This window comes from Rhodococcus sp. NPDC056743 (genome assembly GCF_042790355.1).
Taxonomy (GTDB): Bacteria; Actinomycetota; Actinomycetes; order Mycobacteriales; family Mycobacteriaceae; genus Rhodococcus_F.
In genome coordinates this window covers 46,923-64,035 of the sequence record NZ_JBHTZI010000006.1, presented here as the reverse complement: position 1 = coordinate 64,035, position 17,113 = coordinate 46,923, and the positions used below count along the sequence as shown (strand labels likewise).

Below are 17,113 nucleotides of genomic sequence, written 5' to 3'. Positions count from 1 at the left end.
CCGCACGCCGGGAAATGGACCCTGCGGCGCGACCAAGGGCTCTGTCGAAGGAGCCTGCGGAGCGACCAAAGGCACATTCAGGAGGATCAGTGACTGCCGTAGCGCCCCAGCCAGTCCCCGCGATAGCTGCAGCCAGGCCTTACCCGCCGCGGCAGGGACCCAAGGGCTCATTCATTTACAAGATGATCACGACCACCGACCCCAAGGTGCTCGGAATCATGTACTTGGCGACTTCCATCGCCTTCTTCCTCATCGGTGGCCTGATGGCCCTGATGATGCGTGCCGAGCTAGCTGTGCCCGGCATGCAGTTTCTCTCGAACGAACAGTTCAACCAGCTGTTCACCATGCACGGCACCATCATGCTGCTGCTGTACGCGACGCCGATCGTCTTCGGCTTCGCCAACTACATTCTTCCGCTGCAGATCGGCGCACCCGACGTTGCATTCCCGCGTCTGAACGCGTTCAGCTACTGGCTGTACCTGTTCGGCGCGATCATCGCGACGGCCGGATTCGTCACCCCCGGTGGCGCAGCCGACTTCGGTTGGACGGCATACACCCCGTTGACGAATGCACTGCATTCGCCGGGCGTGGGCGCTGACCTCTGGATCATGGGTCTCGCTGTCGGTGGTCTCGGAACCATCCTCGGTGGCGTCAACATGATCACCACTGTGATCTGCCTGCGCGCACCCGGTATGACCATGTTCCGCATGCCGATCTTCACGTGGAACATCTTCATCACCAGCATCCTCATCCTGCTGGCGTTCCCGCTGCTGACCGCTGCACTGCTCGGTCTGTTCGTCGACCGTCATCTAGGTGGTCACATCTTCGACCCGGCAACGGGCGGTGTGTTGCTCTGGCAGCACCTGTTCTGGTTCTTCGGTCACCCTGAGGTGTACATCATCGCGCTGCCGTTCTTCGGTATCGTCTCGGAGATCTTCCCGGTCTTCAGCCGTAAGCCGATCTTCGGTTACAGCGGTCTGGTGTACGCAACGCTCGCAATTGCAGCTCTGTCGATCGCTGTGTGGGCGCACCACATGTACGCAACCGGCGCTGTTCTGCTCCCGTACTTCTCGTTCATGACGTTCTTGATCGCAGTGCCGACAGGCGTGAAGATATTCAACTGGATCGGAACGATGTGGAAGGGGCAATTGACCTTCGAGTCGCCGATGCTCTTCTCGATCGGCTTCCTGATCACCTTCCTGTTCGGTGGTCTGTCGGGTGTCATCCTCGCGAGCCCGCCGCTCGACTTCCACGTCACGGACAGCTACTTCGTTGTCGCTCACTTCCACTACGTGGTCTTCGGCACCGTCGTGTTCGCCACCTACGCCGGTATCTACTTCTGGTTCCCGAAGATGACCGGTCGCATGATGGACGAGCGCCTCGGTAAGTGGCACTTCTGGACCACGTTCGTCGGCTTCCACGGCACGTTCCTCGTGCAGCACTGGCTCGGAGCCGAAGGTATGCCGCGTCGTTACGCCGACTACCTGCCGTCCGACGGCTTCACGTCGCTGAACACGGTCTCGACAATCTTTGCCTTCGTGCTCGGTGCCTCGACGCTGCCGTTCATCTGGAACGTCTTCAAGAGCTACCGCTACGGCGAAGTTGTCACGGTCGACGATCCGTGGGGTTACGGAAACTCGCTCGAATGGGCAACCAGTTGCCCGCCGCCGCGCCACAACTTCACCGAGTTGCCGCGCATCCGCAGCGAGCGTCCGGCATTCGAACTGCACTACCCGCACATGGTTGAGCGGATGCGCGCAGAAGCGCACGTCGGCCCCGGCCACAACAGTAAGAACGACGCCCTCGAAGGCAGTTCTCACTAGATGAGCATCCCGACCTACACGTAGGTCAACGCCAAAGGCCCCGCCCGAACAACGGGTGGGGCCTTTCGCTTGTTCGATTGCCGATTGGCACAATAGGTGTCGACGCATGTCGATCACGACACGATTTCCAAGAAATGATCGGAGTTCTCGGTGGGTGCCTCAGACACCACTGTTCTGGTGACCGTGACCGGGCCTGACCGGCCTGGCGTCACCTCGGTACTGTTCGCCGCATTGTCGCGGCACAATGTGAACCTGCTCGATGTCGAGCAGGTGGTCATCCGAGGTCGGCTCACGCTCGGCGTCCTCGTTGCCTGCCCGAACGATCCGGAGGCATTGCAGGAAGAACTCGAGCAGGCAATGGCGACGGTCGGTATGAACGTCGACATCGAAATCGGTGCGGACCCCGGTCGGCCCGCAGTGTCCACCCATGCGGTTGTTGTGCTCGGCAGTCCGGTCAACGCTCGTGCGATGCGCGGAGTGGCACGCGAGTTGGCCAAGCAGGGCGCCAACATCGATTCCATTCGCGGTGTTGCCGACTACCCGGTGACGGGATTGGAACTCAGTGTCAGCTCGGCGGACAGCGCGGACGCCGATGCGAAGCTCCGCACCGGACTTGCCGAAGTCGCGGCACTCGAGAACGTCGACATCGCGGTCGAGCGGGCCGGTTTGGCGAGGCGTGCCAAGCGGCTCATCGTGTTCGACGTCGACTCGACGCTCGTTCAGGGTGAAGTCATCGAGATGCTCGCTGCCAAGGCCGGCGTCGAAGACGAGGTTCGCGCTGTCACGGAAGCCGCGATGCGCGGTGAGATCGACTTCACCGAATCGCTCCATCAGCGGGTGGCAACCCTCGCGGGGCTGGACGCGTCGGTGATCGACGAGGTGGCCGAGAGCATCGAACTGACACCGGGGGCGCGAACCACCATTCGCACCCTGCGTCGTCTCGGCTTCCATTGCGGCGTCGTCTCGGGCGGATTCCGTCAGGTCATCGAAGGCTTGGCGCACGAACTCGAACTGGACTTCGTTCACGCCAACACCTTGGAGATCGTCGACGGCAAGTTGACCGGCCGCGTAATCGGCGAGATCGTCGACCGTGCCGCCAAAGCCGTTGCTCTCCGGAAGTTCGCCGACCAGGTCGGTGTCCCCATGGAGCAGACCGTGGCTGTCGGTGACGGCGCCAACGATATCGACATGCTCAACGCTGCGGGCTTGGGTGTGGCGTTCAATGCAAAGCCGGCTCTACGCGAGGTTGCCGATGCGGCTCTGTCGCATCCGTTCCTCGACGCCGTTCTGTTCATCCTCGGCGTGACCCGCGACGAGGTCGAAGCAGCAGACGCGATCGACGGCGGTGTTCGGCGCGTGCCGATCCCATGATCGACGATCCAAGCGCCGCGGTGATGTCGGGACCTGATGCGCTCTGGCGCGCCCGGCACGCCGTGCTGGCGGCGGGCTACGGTGGCCGGCCGGATCCGGCCGACCCGGCGCAGGTCTTGGCGATGCCGATCGTCCTGCATATCCCGAAAGCTGATCCGCCCCTGCGTAGTTCGCTCCTCGAAGCAGCCGCGTCAGCTGCGGTGGCGCTGTGTCTCGACGAGCGAGTCGGTGTGGCCGAGGACGGTGAACCCGGACCGTGGCAGGAAGATTTCGTTGCATGGGTGAGCGGGCGTATCCGCAAGGTGTCACGCCGTGCTCGGGGTGCGCAATGGTTGGCCGCGCAGGATGTAGCCGGAATCACCGTCGAGGTCGGCGGCGCCCAAGCCCGTGCCCTGGTGCCCGGACCTGTCGGGGACCTTGATCCGCGGATCAAGAAGATGCAGATCGGCGGCACCGATCTCGACCACGACAACCCCGGCCCGCCCGTACCCGGATTGCCCGTGCTGTGGATTGATCCCGCGCTCGAGATGACGGTGGGAAAAGCATCGGCACAGGTCGGGCATGCGTCAATGCTGTTGGCGGCGGCCATGTCCGACGAGGAAGCGTGGCGCTGGGCGCAAACCGGATTTCGGTGCTCGGTTCGTGATGCCGACAACGCTCAATGGGCCGATGCACTCGCTCGCGTACACAGTGCGGAAGCTGTCGCAGTGCGGGATGCGGGATACACCGAAGTGGCGCCGGGGTCGATGACCGTGATCGCGACTCCCGCCTAGACCAGTCCAGTATCGGCTTCTTGGCTATGGGTTGAGTATCCAGTGGTGCGCCAGGATGGCCGAGTGCTCATACGTAGATTCGCCTCACTGTTTCTCGGCCTGTGGCTGTACGGCTTCTCGATGGCGATGATGATCGCCGCCGGACTCGGCCTGGACCCGTGGGACGTTTTTCACCAGGGTGTGGCGCAGCGGTTCTCGTTGAGTTTCGGTGTCATCACCGCAATCACGGGTGCGCTCGTGCTGCTGCTGTGGATACCACTCCGTCAACGGCCGGGATTCGGAACCGTCGCCAACGTAGTTGTCATAGCGATCTCAGTGGATACATCACTGGCCTTTTTGCCGGACTTCGATTCCATGCCAATTCGAATCCTCGTCCTGGTAACCGGTGTCCTTCTCAACGGGTTGGCCAGTGTCCTGTACATCGGGGCAGGAATGGGCCCCGGCCCCCGCGACGGCCTGATGACGGGATTTGTCGCGCGCACCGGCTTGTCCGTTCGCCTGGTTCGCACCAGCATCGAGGTCGTTGTCCTTGCCGTGGGGTGGGCCCTCGGCGGCACAGTCGGTGTGGGAACCGTGCTGTACGCCTTGGGTATCGGGCCCACTATTCAGCTCCTGATCAGGGTGCTGCCTGATTCCATGACGGCAGCGGTAACGGGAACCCGCAAGGCCACGACGGTCGGACCCGTGACCGAGAGTGACGCCCCCACCGCCACAGGGCCGGCCGATCCCGGTTCGCCCGTCGCGGTTGCCGAGTCGAATACCGGAACCAGTGAACCGTCGAACCATTCGGGCGTTCCGACAGTGATCTGACCTGGCCCGCCGGAATGCAGGATCAGTAGCCAGCTGCTGTCGCCGAGTGGCCGCCCGGTACGCGTATGCGAGCGGACGTCGGCGCCGTCGATCCACGCCTGGACTGTCCGGTTGCGCTCGTCGTACCAGGCGCGGTCGTCGAATTCGGTTCCGGTGGCGTCGAACCACACGAGGTCGGGGTGGTGGTCGATGCGTCGGCGCCCCTCGAAGAACTCAGGCTGCCGCAAAGCAGGCGCCGATCTGCGCAATGCAAGTGCTCGGGAGACAAAACTGACCAGGGTGGGATCAGCACTCGCCCAGTCGAGTGCCCACGATTGTGCCGCCGTGGCGAGCGTGGGTACGCAGTACGCGTTGTTGTTGCCGCCGAGGCTGCGGCCGAACTCGTCGCCGGCCGTCAGCATCGGTGTTCCGGTGGAGAGGACGAGTGTGGCGAGGAGGGCTCGGACATGTCGGCGACGGGCTTCGATGACCTCGGAATCGTAACTGGGGCCCTCGATTCCGTGGTTGAACGAATCGTTGTTGTCGGCGCCGTCGCGGTTGTCCTCACCGTTGGCCTCGTTGTGTTTCGTGTTGTACGACACGAGGTCGGCCGCGGTGAAGCCGTCGTGGGCGGTCACGAAATTGATGGACGACCATGGCCGCCGGCCGTTGCCGGCAAAAACGTCCTCAGAGCCCGCGAGTCGTGACGCCACCTCCCTGACGCTGGAATCGCCGTTCCAAAAGCGTCGAATACTGCTGCGGTACTTGTCATTCCACTCGGACCACTGCAAGCCGAAGTTACCCACCTGGTAGCCGTCGCCAGTCGCGTCCCACGGTTCGGCGATCAATTTGCGACGCGTCAGAACGGGGTCGGACGAGATGGCGGAGAGCACTGCGGCGCGAGGATCGAAGGCTCCACCGTGTGGTCGCCCCAGTGCGCTGGCAAGGTCGAAGCGGAAGCCGTCGACGCCCATCACGTCGGCCCAGAAGCGCAGGCTGTCGGTGATCATCCGAACGGCGACGGGGGAGGAGGCATCGACGGTATTGCCGCATCCGGTGAGATCGATATCGCTGCCGTTCTCGCTCAGGAGGTAGTAACCGCGCGCGTCCAATCCGCGCCAGCTGACGCTGATTCCGTCGACGCCCTGCTCGCAGGTGTGGTTGTAGACGACGTCGAGAATCACTTCGATTCCGGCGTTGTGCAACGCGTCGACCATGAACCGGAACTCGAGGACCTCGTTCCCCGGGGTAGCCGCGTAGCCGGGGTGCGGCGCGAAGTACGACGCCGTCGAATAGCCCCAGTGATTGCGCATTCCGCGCGCCCGCACGCTGTCTTCGGTCAGAAATGCTTGGACGGGAAGCAGTTCTACCGCCGTGACGCCGAGGTTGACCAGGTAGTCGACGACAGCGGGGGCCGCGAGCCCGAGATAGGTTCCGCGATGTGCGATCGGTACGTCCGGGTGGGCGGCGGTGAAGGCGCCGACGTGAAGTTCGTAGATCACCGTTTCCTCCCACGGCGTCTCGAGCCGATGACGCGGCGGTGCCAGGTCGGCCGTGACGACGGAGACGGGAACGTGGCCGAGGGAGTCGACCGTCGACCGATCACCGAACGGATCATGGCGGTAGTCGCGTAGCGCAGCCGCGTCGCCGAGGTCGCCTTCGATGCGGCGCCCCCAAGGGTCGAGAAGAAGTTTGTGAGGATTGAACCGCAGACCTTCGCGCGGACTCCAGGGGCCGTCGGCGCGCACGCCGTATCGCTGCCCGGCCCCGACGCCGCTGAGCACTCCGTGCCAGATCCCGTACGTGTGCTGGCGGAGGTCCACGCGTTCTTCCCCGCCGGCACTGTTGATCAGGCAGATCTGCACCGCAGTGGCGTCCGGTGCATGGACGGCGAACTGGGTTCCACCCTCGACGACGGTTGCTCCGAGCGGGAACGGAGAACCCGGAAGCGGGGTGTGAGATTCATCTAGAGGCGACACGCAAGTAGATCCTGCCGTGGATGGCCGGAGAATGTGCGGGAAGATAGTCGGGTGCCAACACCTGATCCTGACCTCCTCATCGATTTCGACAACGTTCTCATCCGCCGCGGCGGGTCCACTCTTGTGGGTCCGGTGACGTGGAAGGTGGAGCTCGACGAGCGATGGGTGGTGCTCGGACCCAACGGTGCGGGCAAGACGTCGCTGCTGCGTATCGCGGCCGGTGAGGTGTTTCCCACCAGCGGTACGGCGCATCTGTTGGGCGAGGTGCTCGGCCGCGTCGACGTCAACGAACTCAAGCCGCGCATCGGCCTGTCGTCGTCCTCGCTGGCCAACCGGGTTCCCGCCGACGAAAAGGTCAGCGACCTCGTCGTGTCGGCCGGTTATGCGGTCCTCGGTCGCTGGCGCGAGGAGTACGAGTCGATGGACACATCCCGTGCCGTCGAGATGCTCGAGAGCCTCGGCGCCGAACACCTCGCCGACCGCACGTACGGGACTCTGTCGGAAGGTGAACGCAAGCGAGTGCTCATCGCGCGCGCCCTGATGACCGATCCGGAACTGTTGCTCCTCGACGAACCCGCGGCCGGACTGGACCTCGGTGGTCGCGAAGAACTCGTCGCTCGCCTTGCTGTTCTCGCGGCTGACCCAGACGCACCCGCGACCGTCCTGATCACGCATCACGTCGAGGAGATTCCGCCGGGATTCACCCACGCACTCCTGCTCAAGGAAGGTGGCGTCGTGGCTCAGGGGCTGCTCGAGGACGTCATCACCGCCGAGAACCTCAGCAATGCGTTCAGCCAGTCGATCACCCTCGATCAGGTCGACGGTCGGTACTTCGCGCGTCGTACCCGAGCGTCCGGGGCGCACCGCGCACCCGTGACCGTGTAGGTTCCGGAAACATGGCTAACGAGTTTGCGGACGCAGTCCCCACACCCAAAGACGCGTCGACGGTAATTCTGGTCCGTGACGCGGAAGACGCGGCATCGGGAATCGAGATATTCCTGCTCCAGCGGGTGAAGGGGATGGCGTTTGCCGGCGGGATGACCGTGTTCCCCGGCGGCGGCGTCGACAAGTCCGACGGCACGGCCGAGGTCGAGTGGGCGGGTCCGTCGGCCGAGTGGTGGGCGGAGCGTTTCAGCACCGACATCGCACGCGCGAAGGCGCTCGTGTTGGCTGCGGTCCGCGAGACGTTCGAGGAATGCGGTGTGCTGCTCGCCGGGCCGAGCGCGGATACCGTCGTTGCCGACACGTCCGGCTACTCGGCGGCACGAGTGGCTCTCGAAAATCACGAACTCACGTTCAGCGATTTCCTGAAGCAGGAGAATCTGGTTCTGCGTACGGATCTGCTGCGTCCGTGGGCGAACTGGATTACCCCGATCGGGGAGGACCGTCGATACGACACTCGCTTCTTCGTGGCCGCGTCGCCCCAGGGGCAGGTGGCCGACGGAGTTACCTCCGAGGCCGCCGAGGTTCGCTGGCAGAGTCCGCAGGACGCACTGGACCATTGGCGCGCCGGCGGCAGTATCCTGTTGCCGCCCACCTGGACTCAGCTGACGGAGTTGGCGAAGTACAACTCCGTTGCCGATGTCCTGGCCGCTGAACCCGAGATCCCGATCATTCTCCCGACGCTGTACCGCGACGAGACGACATTCCGGATCGACTTCCCGAATCAAGACGACTACTACATCCCCGGGCCGCATCCGTGGGCTGCCCGGCCCGCCAAGTAGCCTCTCGAGCATGGCTGAATTTGTAACTCTCGAGGTTTCCGACGGTATCGGCACGATTCGTCTCGCACGGCCCCCGATGAACGCTCTGAATCGTCAGGTCCAGGACGAACTGGCGGTCGCGGCGCGCGCTGCGGCGCTCGATCCGGCAGTCAAGGCTGTCATCGTGTACGGCGGCGAGAAGGTCTTTGCCGCGGGTGCGGACGTCAAGGAAATGGCCGAGATGAACTTCGGTCAGATCAGCGACGCGGTGGCCGGGATCCAGGCCGGAATCGGTGCCGTCGCCGCGATCCCGAAGCCGACCGTTGCGGCGATCACCGGCTATGCGCTGGGCGGCGGACTCGAAGTGGCGCTGTCGGCTGACCGTCGTATCGCCGGAGACAACGTCAAGGTCGGTGTCCCGGAGATCTTGCTCGGCATCATTCCCGGCGGCGGCGGCACCCAGCGGTTGGCCCGGCTCATCGGACCGGCCAAGGCCAAGGATTTGGTGTTCACCGGCCGTTTTGTCGGCGCTGACGAGGCGTTGGCGATCGGCTTGGTCGACGAGGTTGTCGCTCCGGACGACGTGTACACCGCTGCCCGCACGTGGGCGTCGCAGTTCGTGGGCGGTGCATCCCGCGCGCTGGCCGCTGCGAAGGCGGCCATCGACGAGGGCCTGAACACGGATCTGGAAACGGGCCTCAAGATCGAGCAGCATCTGTTCGCGGGACTGTTCGCGACGGAGGATCAGTCGATCGGCATGGCGTCGTTCATCGAGAACGGTCCCGGCAAGGCCGAGTTCACGGGCCGGTAGGCTTCCCTAAATTAGAACTTGTTCATCTCTTACCAGCGAGTAGGATAGCCGAATGACTGCCAGCCCCACTGACGACGACATTGTCACGCCGCCTGCTGCTGCCGAGGCATCAGTAGTGGACCCCGCACCGCGGCCGCACGCCACGGCCGAAGAGGTCGAGGCCGCTCGCAAGGACACCAAGCTTGCGCAGGTTCTCTACCACGACTGGGAAGCCGAAACGTACGACGACAAGTGGTCGATCTCGTACGACGAGCGCTGCATCGATTACGCCAGGGGCCGGTTCGACGCCGTCGCCGGTGATCAGCCTCTGCCGTACGAGCGGGCACTGGAACTGGGTTGCGGCACCGGCTTTTTCCTCCTCAACCTGATGCAGGGTGGGGTTGCCAAGACAGGTTCGGTCACCGACCTCTCGCCCGGCATGGTCAAGGTTGCGATGCGTAACGCCGAAAATCTCGGTCTGCCCGTCGACGGCCGGGTCGCCGACGCCGAGACCATTCCGTACGAGGACAACACGTTCGACCTGGTGGTCGGACACGCTGTGCTGCATCACATTCCCGACGTGGAGAAGTCGCTGCGCGAGGTTCTTCGAGTCCTCAAGCCCGGCGGACGCTTCGTGTTTGCGGGTGAACCGTCCACGGTCGGCAACATGTACGCCCGTTGGCTCGGACGCGCGACGTGGGAAGTGACCACCACCGTTACCAAGTTGCCGTTCCTCGCCGACTGGCGTCGTCCGCAGGAGGAGCTCGACGAGTCCTCGCGCGCAGCAGCTCTCGAAGCGGTTGTCGACATTCACACGTTCGATCCTGCCGATCTCGAGAAGATGGCGCGCTCCGCCGGTGGCACCGAGGTGCGTGCCGTGTCGGAGGAGTTCGCAGCGGCCTTGCTCGGCTGGCCGGTGCGCACCTTCGAAGCCGCAGTCCCGCAAGAAAAGCTCGGGTGGGGCTGGGCAAAGTTCGCGTTCGGTGGGTTCAAGACGCTCAGTTGGGTGGACGAGAAGATTCTGCGCCACGTCGTTCCGCGCGGATTCTTCTACAACGTCATGATTACCGGCGTAAAGCCCGGCAGCTGAGACCCGGCAACTCGAGACGGCAACTCAAGACATTGGGCTACGACTTCACCCTCGACGACGTCGCCTATCTGGAAAGTGATTCCGGCATAGCGGCATTGGCCGAGATAGAACAGTTCGAGCTGTCCACGCGTACGCGTCTGGCCGACATCGGTCGGGCGCGTACGCGTTTCGGCGACCACATGCCCGCGCTTGTCGACACGGTTCTGCTGCGCCGAAAGGCAGCCGCGAAACTGCCCGGCAGCGGGGGCTGGTTGTTCACCGACGACGCGATGCAGCAGGCCACTCCGGCGGCTGTCGCAGATCACCGCGCGCAGCGACTGACCGGACGCGACGTGCACGACGTGACGTGTTCGATCGGTGCGGAACTGCACGCACTCGCCGGCGTGGCGGATCGGGTAGTCGGCAGCGACATCGACGGCGTCCGACTGGCGATGGCCCGTCACAATGTGCCGTCGGCGGCCTTGCTGCGCGCTGACGCTCTGCGTCCCACAACGCGCGGCACCGTGATCCTTGCCGACCCGGCGCGTCGTTCGGGCGGACGGCGAACGCACGATCCGGCGGCATTGATGCCGCCGCTCCCGGACCTGCTCGATGCATACGACGGCCGCGACATCGCCGTGAAATGTGCTCCCGGACTCGATTTCGACAACCTCGGCTGGGACGGCGAGGTCGAGGTCGTCTCACTCGACGGTGGTGTCAAAGAGGCCTGCCTGTGGTCGGCGGGACTGGCCGAGTCCGGCGTGACGCGTCGGGCGTCGGTGTTGCGATCCGGCGGCACCGGGTGGTCCGTGACCGACGCCGAGGATGACACCATCCCCGAGCAGGATCCAGGGGAGTGGATCATCGACCCGGACGGCGCCGTGGTCCGGGCGGGTCTGGTGCGCCACTATGCGGCCAGACATGGTCTGTGGCAACTGGACCCACGCATTGCCTATCTCACGGGAAACAGCGTCCCCGATGGCGTTCGTGGATTCCGGATTCTCGAACAGATCAAGTACTCCGAAAAGCTGTTGAAGCAGACTCTCGCCAAGCGTGACTGCGGCATCGTGGAGATCCTCGTGCGCGGCGTCGACGTCGATCCGGCTGTGCTGCGCCCGCGACTCAAACTCAAGGGTTCGCGCTCGCTCAGCGTCGTGATCGTGCGGATCGGACGCTCGGCGTCGGCCTTCATCTGTGAGGCGTCCCGCTAGCTCACTTGAAGACGAACAATTCGCCGATTGCGCTGGGTGTCACCACTTCACCGTTCGGGCCCACAGAGGTGCCGACAGTGAAGCCCACTGCTCCCGGCAAGGTGTGCTGAGCAACGGTTTCACCGGATCGGGTATCGAATGTGATCAGGCTCAGCCCGTTGTCGCCTTCGCGCACGACGGTGTACCCGGTGTTGCCCGCGGTTTGAGCCGGAACACCCAACTGCAGCAGATCTTTACGCTCCCAGACGAGTTCGGCGTGATCGCCCTTGTCCTGGACGGCAAGCAGGTGACCGTCGCCGGCGCCCGCGGGGATGATCAATCCGTCGTCGGAGGTGGACGGGCTCCCCGCGGAGTTGAAGCCGATGCCGTAACTCCACACGGTGTCGCCGGTTGCCGCGTCGATCGACCACAGGGTGCCGTTGTTGTCAGTGGTGTAGACGGTCTTTCCGTCCTTCGACAGGTCAGGGCTCGACGCGGTTCCGCCGGGTAATGCGTCGGTGGACCACTCGGGGGTGATCGACGGGTTCTCACCGCCCGTGTACTTCATGGCGACCAGATCGGCGGCCTGCGAATTGGGCCCGAAGAACGTGAAGTAGAACGTGCCGCTTGCCAGATCGATTGCGGGAGTGTTTGCCACCGGGCAGCCGGACGTGCCGAGGAAGCACTCGTCGAGTCCCTGATTGTCGGGAATGAGTTCGGCATTGGTCTGCTGGTCGAACGTCGGCGGCGGAATCAGGTTGAACGACGAGACAACCTTGGCGCCGGTCTGTGGATTCAGCACATTGATCTGCCCGAGCTGTGTGATGAACAGCAGATTGCCGTCGCCGGTGAACTGAGACGAGAGCGGAGTGCCGACAACAAGTGTGCGCCAACGCAACTGGCCGTTACGGGTGTACGACGCCATTGCGCCGCTCTCACCCACGTAGACGTTGGTCGCGGTGTCCACGATGGGCGTCGACGCGGCAACACCGTCGTTCATCCGGGTGCACCACACCTTGCGACCGGTATCGAGCTGGAACGAGAAGAGGTTGCAACCGTTCTCGGCGCGCGCCGTCACGAAACTCTGGCCGTTTGCGCCAACGGAGGCATAGGCGGCAACCGGGCCGCCGAGCGGACGTGACCACGCGAACTCGAGATCGCGGGATCCCGTGACCGGGCTGGTGTCGCTGTTGCGGGCGTCGGCGTGCATCGCCGGCCACCCGGCTGTTGCGTAGCGGTCGACTACGGAAGACTCGCTTCCGCACCCGGCAGCCATCACCGTAGCGATCGCCGCCATCACCATCACGGACGACCGTAGGACCCGCCGCATCTCACATCTCCCTGCCGCTTGCGAAAGTAGTTCGGAGCAGAGACTATCCCGCCGTAGGCAACGTGACGGGGCACACCCCGAGGGTCGGTGCGTCGACTGCCCGTAGTCTGAATACTCATGACGAGCATGTGGGGCGCACCGTTGCGCACTCGGTGGCGGGGATCACGCCGAAACGACAGCGATCAGGCCAAGTTCCTGACCGTCGATTCCCTCAAATGGGTTCTGGCGAACAAGGCATATACCCCCTGGTACCTGGTGCGGTACTACCGTCTTGCCAAGTTCAAGATGGCCAACCCGCACGTGATTCTGCGCGGCATGGTGTTTCTCGGCAAGAACGTCGAAATCCACTCGACTCCCGATCTGTCCCGCCTCGAAATCGGGCGCTGGGTCCACATCGGCGACGGTAACGCGATCCGCTGCCACGAAGGCTCCCTGCGTATCGGGGACAAGGTTGTCTTCGGCAAGGACAACGTCGTCAACACGTACCTCGACATCGAAATCGGTGCCTCCACTCTGGTGGCCGACTGGTGCTACATCTGCGACTTCGACCACCGCATGGACGACGTCAACACACCCATCAAGGACCAGGGCATCGTCAAGGGGCCGGTCCGTATCGGCCCGGACACCTGGGTTGCCGCGAAGGTCACCGTCCTGCGCAACACCCGCGTCGGTCGGGGTTGTGTTCTCGGGGCTCACGCCGTGGTCAAGGGCGACATCCCGGACTACAGCATCGCTGTCGGTTCGCCGGCCAAGGTCGTCAAGAACCGCAAGGCCGCCTGGGAAGCGGGCGCAGCGGATCGCGCCGAGTACATCGCGGCCCTCGAAGACATCGCGCGAAAGAAGGCGGCAGCCGAGGCGGACGAGTCGGCCAAACGATAAGCGGGAGGGGCGTGCGGCATGAGTGAACAGACACCCGAGTGGGTTGTGGAGCACCGACGCGAACTGGTGGCCTTCCTGGACGGCCTCACCGCTGCGCAATGGGACACCCAGTCGCTGTGCGAGGGGTGGCGCGTGCGTGAGGTGATCGCGCACATCACCATGCCGTACCGCTATCCCGCATCGAGATTCGTTCTCGAAATGGTGAAATCGCGCGGCAACTTCAACCGCATGTCCAACCGTCGTGCCCGCGCGGATGCACGGGAGTTGACCGAGCAGCAGTTGCTGAGCTCCCTGCGCGACAACGTCGCGTACCCCTGGAAGCCGCCGGGAGGTGGCTTCGACGGGGCGTTGTCCCACGACGTCATTCACGGCCAGGACATCCGCGTTGCACTCGGCGACGACTATGTCGTGCCGGAAGACCGCCTCAGTCGTGTCCTCGATGGCCTGTCACCCAAGAACGTGAAGTACTTCGGCGCAGACCTGGAAGGCGTACGTCTGCGCGCCGACGACCGGGACTGGGAATTCGGCGCCGGCGCCGAAGTGCACGGCGCCGCACAGGACTTGCTGATGGTGCTGTGTGGCCGCATCCTGCCGCCGGGCTACTTGCTCGGCGACGCGCGGATGCGGTTCACGTCAGCGGCCGGGTAGCGGTCGCTCCGGAATCACCGGCCGGGCCAGGGGATGGCGCACTCGGCGCTTGGCCCCCGCGTAGACATGTGCGGTTTCCTCGGCCACTTGGCGCCAGTCGAAGTCCGAGGTGAGACGTGCCCGCGCTGCGATGGCCCGGTCCTGAGCGCCGGCCGGATCGTCGAGCACTTCGCGCACGGCCGACGTCAGCCCCGCAACATCGCCCGGTTGGAAGGACATGCCTGTAACGCCGTCGACAACGGCCTCGCCCAGTCCGCCTGCAGTAGAAGTAATCAGCGGTGTGCCCGCCGCTGCAGCCTCGAGCGCGATGATGCCGAACGGTTCGTACCGTGACGGCAGGACTATGGCGTCGGCGCCGTGCAGCCAACTCAGCAGTTCGGTGTGGTCGAGGTTGCCGAGGAAATTCACGGACCGGACAACGCGATGGGTGCGCGCCTGTTCGGCGAGCCAGCCGAACTGAGTGCCCTCGCCCGCGATCGCGAGAGTGGTGCCGGGGTGGCTACGACGGATTCGCGGGAGCGCCGCAATGGCGTCCTGGACACCCTTCTCGTATTCGAGCCGTCCGACAAAGAGCAGTTTCGGCGGCCCGGATCGTGGCGCGCGCTCGCGAAAGTTCCACGTGGTCAAGTCGATTCCGTTACGGATGACACTGACCGGAGGGAGTGTGGGGCCGTAGAGTTCGGTGACCTCATCCTGCATCGAAGCGGAACACGTTATGAGAGCGTCGGATTCATTGGCCAGCCACCATTCGACGGAGTGGACCTGACGGTTGATGCGGCCGGAAATCCAGCCGCTGTGTCGTCCCGCTTCCGTGGCGTGGAGCGTGGAAACCAATGGCACGTCGTAGAATTCGGCCAAAGCGATTGCGGGGTGGGCAACCAGCCAGTCGTGGGCGTGGACCACATCAGGCTGCCAGCCCTCGCCGACGCCGGGTTTGTGCAGCGCCATTCCGGCTCGGACCATGGCGTGACCCATCGCGAGCGTCCAGGCGAGCATGTCTTCACCGAACACGAAGTGCGCGGGATCCTCGGCAACCGCCACCACAAGCACGCCTTCGGAGATGTGCGTGACCGTCGGGTGCGTCGACGCGTCGGTACCGGACGGGCGACGCGACAGAACAACCACCTCGTGCCCGGCCGCTGCCAACTCGGCGGCGAGATGGTGGACGTGCCGACCGAGTCCGCCGACGACGACCGGGGGGTACTCCCACGAGACGATGAGAATTTTCACGACGGGCTCAGTTCTGTGTCAGGCAGACGGCGCGCGTCCAGACCGGGGAACAGGCCGTCCGCGCGGTTCCAGCCGTCGGCGAGGCGAGTGGCGACCGCGTCCTTGCCGGAGACCACCGCTTCGGCGATCTCTCTGGTCGCGTGGGCATGCTTGTGTGCGCGCTCGCGGGCGTACCCCGCTGCGGAATCCTTGCTCACCATGAACGCCCAATCGCTCGACACCGTCATCAGTGTCTCCCGAAGCACCTGATCGTTTACCCGGTTTCGCAGTTCCGGACGTCCGGGGGCATTGTCGTGTCCACGAGATTTGTCCACCGCGCCCAGTGCAGTGGCGACGACTTCGGTGTTGAGTTGCACGAGATCGCTGACTTGGTCACCGGCCCACACGCGCCAGTCCTTACCTGATCCCCACGACGAATCCTCCAGTTGCACAGGATCACCCACGTATCCGGCGGCCCGCGCATCGTTGAGGGTTCCGACGCGGATGCCCGCCTCGGGTAGGGCGCGCAGAACCTTCTCGAGCCACTGCGGACCCTCGTGCCACCAGTGCCCGAACAGTTCGGTGTCGAACGCCGCGACAACCAGAGCGTCGCGCCCGATGCGCGCGGATTCACTGCGCAGGCGCGCCCGGACGGCGTCGACGAAGTCGGCGACGTGCTTGTCGACTGCACGTGCCGCCAACTCGGGATCGTAAGGAGCCTTGTCGGCGGAGTCGACGGTTCGGCCCGTGACCCGGGACGGCTTCAGACCGGTCTCATGGTCGTACGTGTGGAAATCGCGGTACGCGCCGTGGCCCGGATACCCGGATTTCGGCGACCAGACGCGGTAGCTGACCTGCAGGTCGCGGCCGAAGGCCACAACATCGGAGTCGCGGACCGGCCGGCCGAGGGTCGTGTCACCACGCAGCGCGGGACCGTCGACCATGAAGTGGGTGACGCCGGCTTCGGCGTAGCCACGTTCCATGCCTGGTGTGTATCCGCATTCGGGTCCCCAGATGCCGGTCGGGGTGTGGTTCCACCGCGCCTGAGCGTCGGCGAGGCCCTCGCGGAGGGAGAACGCACGCAGTCGTGGGTCGAGGAGCGGCTGAAACGGATGAGCCAACGGGCCCCCGAGCAATTCGAAAGCGCCACGGTCGATGAGATCGCGGAAAACCGGGGAAGCGCCGTGCTGCCAACGGGTTTCGAAGTCCTCCAACGCTGCAGCCGACGCACGGTGCTCCCGCGCGCCGAGTTCACGGTGCGCCGCGTCTGGCATCCCGGCAGCTTCGTGCGCTCGGATCTGCCAATTACCGAGCCAGTGGTGCATACCGGCCAGGCAGTGCGGATCGTCGAGCTGCGCCGCGAGTACCGGCGTGATTCCCAGCGTCAGGAGGTTGGACCGACCTTCGTCGGCGAGGCGTCGTAGCGCCGCGGTGAGGGGGAGGTACGACCCGGCCCACGACTGGTAGAGCCATTCTTCGCCGACGGGCCACCGTCCGTGGTTGGCGAGCCACGGCAGGTGCGAGTGCAGGACCAGGGCGAACATCCCCGGTTCTTGGACT

14 protein-coding genes and 1 pseudogene are annotated in these 17,113 nt (G+C 64.6%); 11 read left to right on the top strand and 4 right to left on the bottom strand.

Features of this window, described 5'->3' with window-relative positions; translation table 11 throughout:
- The first annotated feature begins 89 nt into the window (after window positions 1-89).
- The 4 genes from ctaD (at window position 90) to ACFRFQ_RS14710 (ending at window position 4,777) form a co-directional block, all read left to right on the top strand.
- A complete protein-coding gene (gene ctaD / locus ACFRFQ_RS14725) occupies window positions 90-1,823 on the top strand; it encodes a cytochrome c oxidase subunit I (protein WP_185993254.1) in 1,734 nt (577 codons plus the stop codon).
- A 150-nt stretch (window positions 1,824-1,973) separates the two neighbouring features.
- Entirely contained in the window at window positions 1,974-3,194 is a 1,221-nt protein-coding gene (gene serB, locus ACFRFQ_RS14720; RefSeq protein ID WP_378658740.1) for a phosphoserine phosphatase SerB, read from the top strand.
- The gene (locus tag ACFRFQ_RS14715; protein WP_378658737.1) at window positions 3,191-3,967 is read left to right on the top strand and encodes a peptidyl-tRNA hydrolase; all 777 of its coding nucleotides are present in this window, start codon (window positions 3,191-3,193) and stop codon (window positions 3,965-3,967) included. Before serB ends, ACFRFQ_RS14715 begins: the two co-directional genes overlap by 4 nt.
- Before the next feature lie 120 nt (window positions 3,968-4,087).
- Entirely contained in the window at window positions 4,088-4,777 is a 690-nt protein-coding gene (locus ACFRFQ_RS14710) for a YitT family protein (RefSeq protein ID WP_378659617.1), read from the top strand.
- A gap of 32 nt (window positions 4,778-4,809) precedes the next feature.
- Here ACFRFQ_RS14710 and glgX read toward each other — a convergent pair.
- A pseudogene (glgX, locus tag ACFRFQ_RS14705) lies at window positions 4,810-6,735 on the bottom strand (glycogen debranching protein GlgX); the annotation flags it as partial.
- A 51-nt stretch (window positions 6,736-6,786) separates the two neighbouring features.
- Here glgX and ACFRFQ_RS14700 point away from each other — a divergent pair.
- The 5 genes from ACFRFQ_RS14700 to ACFRFQ_RS14680 are packed head-to-tail and all read left to right on the top strand — an operon-like array spanning window position 6,787 to window position 11,508.
- Window positions 6,787-7,620, top strand: a complete 834-nt coding sequence (locus tag ACFRFQ_RS14700) for an ABC transporter ATP-binding protein (protein WP_045070408.1) — start codon at window positions 6,787-6,789, stop codon at window positions 7,618-7,620.
- An 11-nt stretch (window positions 7,621-7,631) separates the two neighbouring features.
- Entirely contained in the window at window positions 7,632-8,459 is an 828-nt protein-coding gene (locus ACFRFQ_RS14695) for an NUDIX hydrolase (RefSeq protein WP_378658733.1), read from the top strand.
- A 10-nt stretch (window positions 8,460-8,469) separates the two neighbouring features.
- Window positions 8,470-9,249 (top strand): enoyl-CoA hydratase/isomerase family protein, encoded by a 780-nt coding sequence (locus ACFRFQ_RS14690; RefSeq protein WP_378658729.1) that lies wholly within the window; start codon window positions 8,470-8,472, stop codon window positions 9,247-9,249.
- Between the two features lie 52 nt (window positions 9,250-9,301).
- Window positions 9,302-10,318 carry a class I SAM-dependent methyltransferase gene (locus tag ACFRFQ_RS14685; RefSeq protein WP_378658726.1) on the top strand — a complete coding sequence of 339 codons (1,017 nt, stop codon included), beginning with the start codon at window positions 9,302-9,304 and terminating at the stop codon, window positions 10,316-10,318.
- 32 nt (window positions 10,319-10,350) lie between these two features.
- Window positions 10,351-11,508 carry a class I SAM-dependent methyltransferase gene (locus ACFRFQ_RS14680; RefSeq protein WP_378658723.1) on the top strand — a complete coding sequence of 386 codons (1,158 nt, stop codon included), beginning with the start codon at window positions 10,351-10,353 and terminating at the stop codon, window positions 11,506-11,508.
- A 1-nt stretch (window position 11,509) separates the two neighbouring features.
- Here ACFRFQ_RS14680 and ACFRFQ_RS14675 read toward each other — a convergent pair whose 3' ends face one another.
- On the bottom strand, window positions 11,510-12,817 hold the full coding sequence (locus ACFRFQ_RS14675; RefSeq protein ID WP_378658721.1) for a PQQ-binding-like beta-propeller repeat protein: 1,308 nt from the start codon (window positions 12,815-12,817) through the stop codon (window positions 11,510-11,512).
- Window positions 12,818-12,934: 117 nt separating this feature from the next.
- Here ACFRFQ_RS14675 and ACFRFQ_RS14670 point away from each other — a divergent pair, with 117 nt between their 5' ends.
- A complete protein-coding gene (locus tag ACFRFQ_RS14670) occupies window positions 12,935-13,696 on the top strand; it encodes an acyltransferase (protein ID WP_378658720.1) in 762 nt (253 codons plus the stop codon).
- Between the two features lie 18 nt (window positions 13,697-13,714).
- The gene (locus tag ACFRFQ_RS14665; RefSeq protein WP_378658717.1) at window positions 13,715-14,344 is read left to right on the top strand and encodes a maleylpyruvate isomerase family mycothiol-dependent enzyme; all 630 of its coding nucleotides are present in this window, start codon (window positions 13,715-13,717) and stop codon (window positions 14,342-14,344) included.
- On the opposite strand, the gene ACFRFQ_RS14660 is transcribed toward ACFRFQ_RS14665, so the two are convergent.
- The gene (locus tag ACFRFQ_RS14660) at window positions 14,330-15,574 is read right to left on the bottom strand and encodes a glycosyltransferase family 4 protein (RefSeq protein WP_378658715.1); all 1,245 of its coding nucleotides are present in this window, start codon (window positions 15,572-15,574) and stop codon (window positions 14,330-14,332) included. The two genes, ACFRFQ_RS14665 and ACFRFQ_RS14660, sit on opposite strands and share 15 nt — an antisense overlap.
- Complete coding sequence (locus tag ACFRFQ_RS14655) at window positions 15,571-17,097, bottom strand: 1,4-alpha-glucan branching protein domain-containing protein (protein ID WP_378659614.1); 1,527 nt, start codon at window positions 17,095-17,097, stop codon at window positions 15,571-15,573. Before ACFRFQ_RS14655 ends, ACFRFQ_RS14660 begins: the two co-directional genes overlap by 4 nt.
- Between the last annotated feature and the right edge of the window lie 16 nt (window positions 17,098-17,113).

Coding starts and splice junctions, on each gene's coding strand:
- ACFRFQ_RS14715 (WP_378658737.1), top strand. CDS start 3,191: ATGATCGACGATCCAAGCGCCGCGGTGATGTCGGGACCTGATGCGCTC.
- ACFRFQ_RS14710 (WP_378659617.1), top strand. CDS start 4,088: ATGGCGATGATGATCGCCGCCGGACTCGGCCTGGACCCGTGGGACGTT.
- ACFRFQ_RS14695 (WP_378658733.1), top strand. CDS start 7,632: ATGGCTAACGAGTTTGCGGACGCAGTCCCCACACCCAAAGACGCGTCG.
- ACFRFQ_RS14690 (WP_378658729.1), top strand. CDS start 8,470: ATGGCTGAATTTGTAACTCTCGAGGTTTCCGACGGTATCGGCACGATT.
- ACFRFQ_RS14685 (WP_378658726.1), top strand. CDS start 9,302: ATGACTGCCAGCCCCACTGACGACGACATTGTCACGCCGCCTGCTGCT.
- ACFRFQ_RS14675 (WP_378658721.1), bottom strand. CDS start 12,817: ATGCGGCGGGTCCTACGGTCGTCCGTGATGGTGATGGCGGCGATCGCT.
- ACFRFQ_RS14670 (WP_378658720.1), top strand. CDS start 12,935: ATGACGAGCATGTGGGGCGCACCGTTGCGCACTCGGTGGCGGGGATCA.
- ACFRFQ_RS14665 (WP_378658717.1), top strand. CDS start 13,715: ATGAGTGAACAGACACCCGAGTGGGTTGTGGAGCACCGACGCGAACTG.
- ACFRFQ_RS14655 (WP_378659614.1), bottom strand. CDS start 17,097: ATGTTCGCCCTGGTCCTGCACTCGCACCTGCCGTGGCTCGCCAACCAC.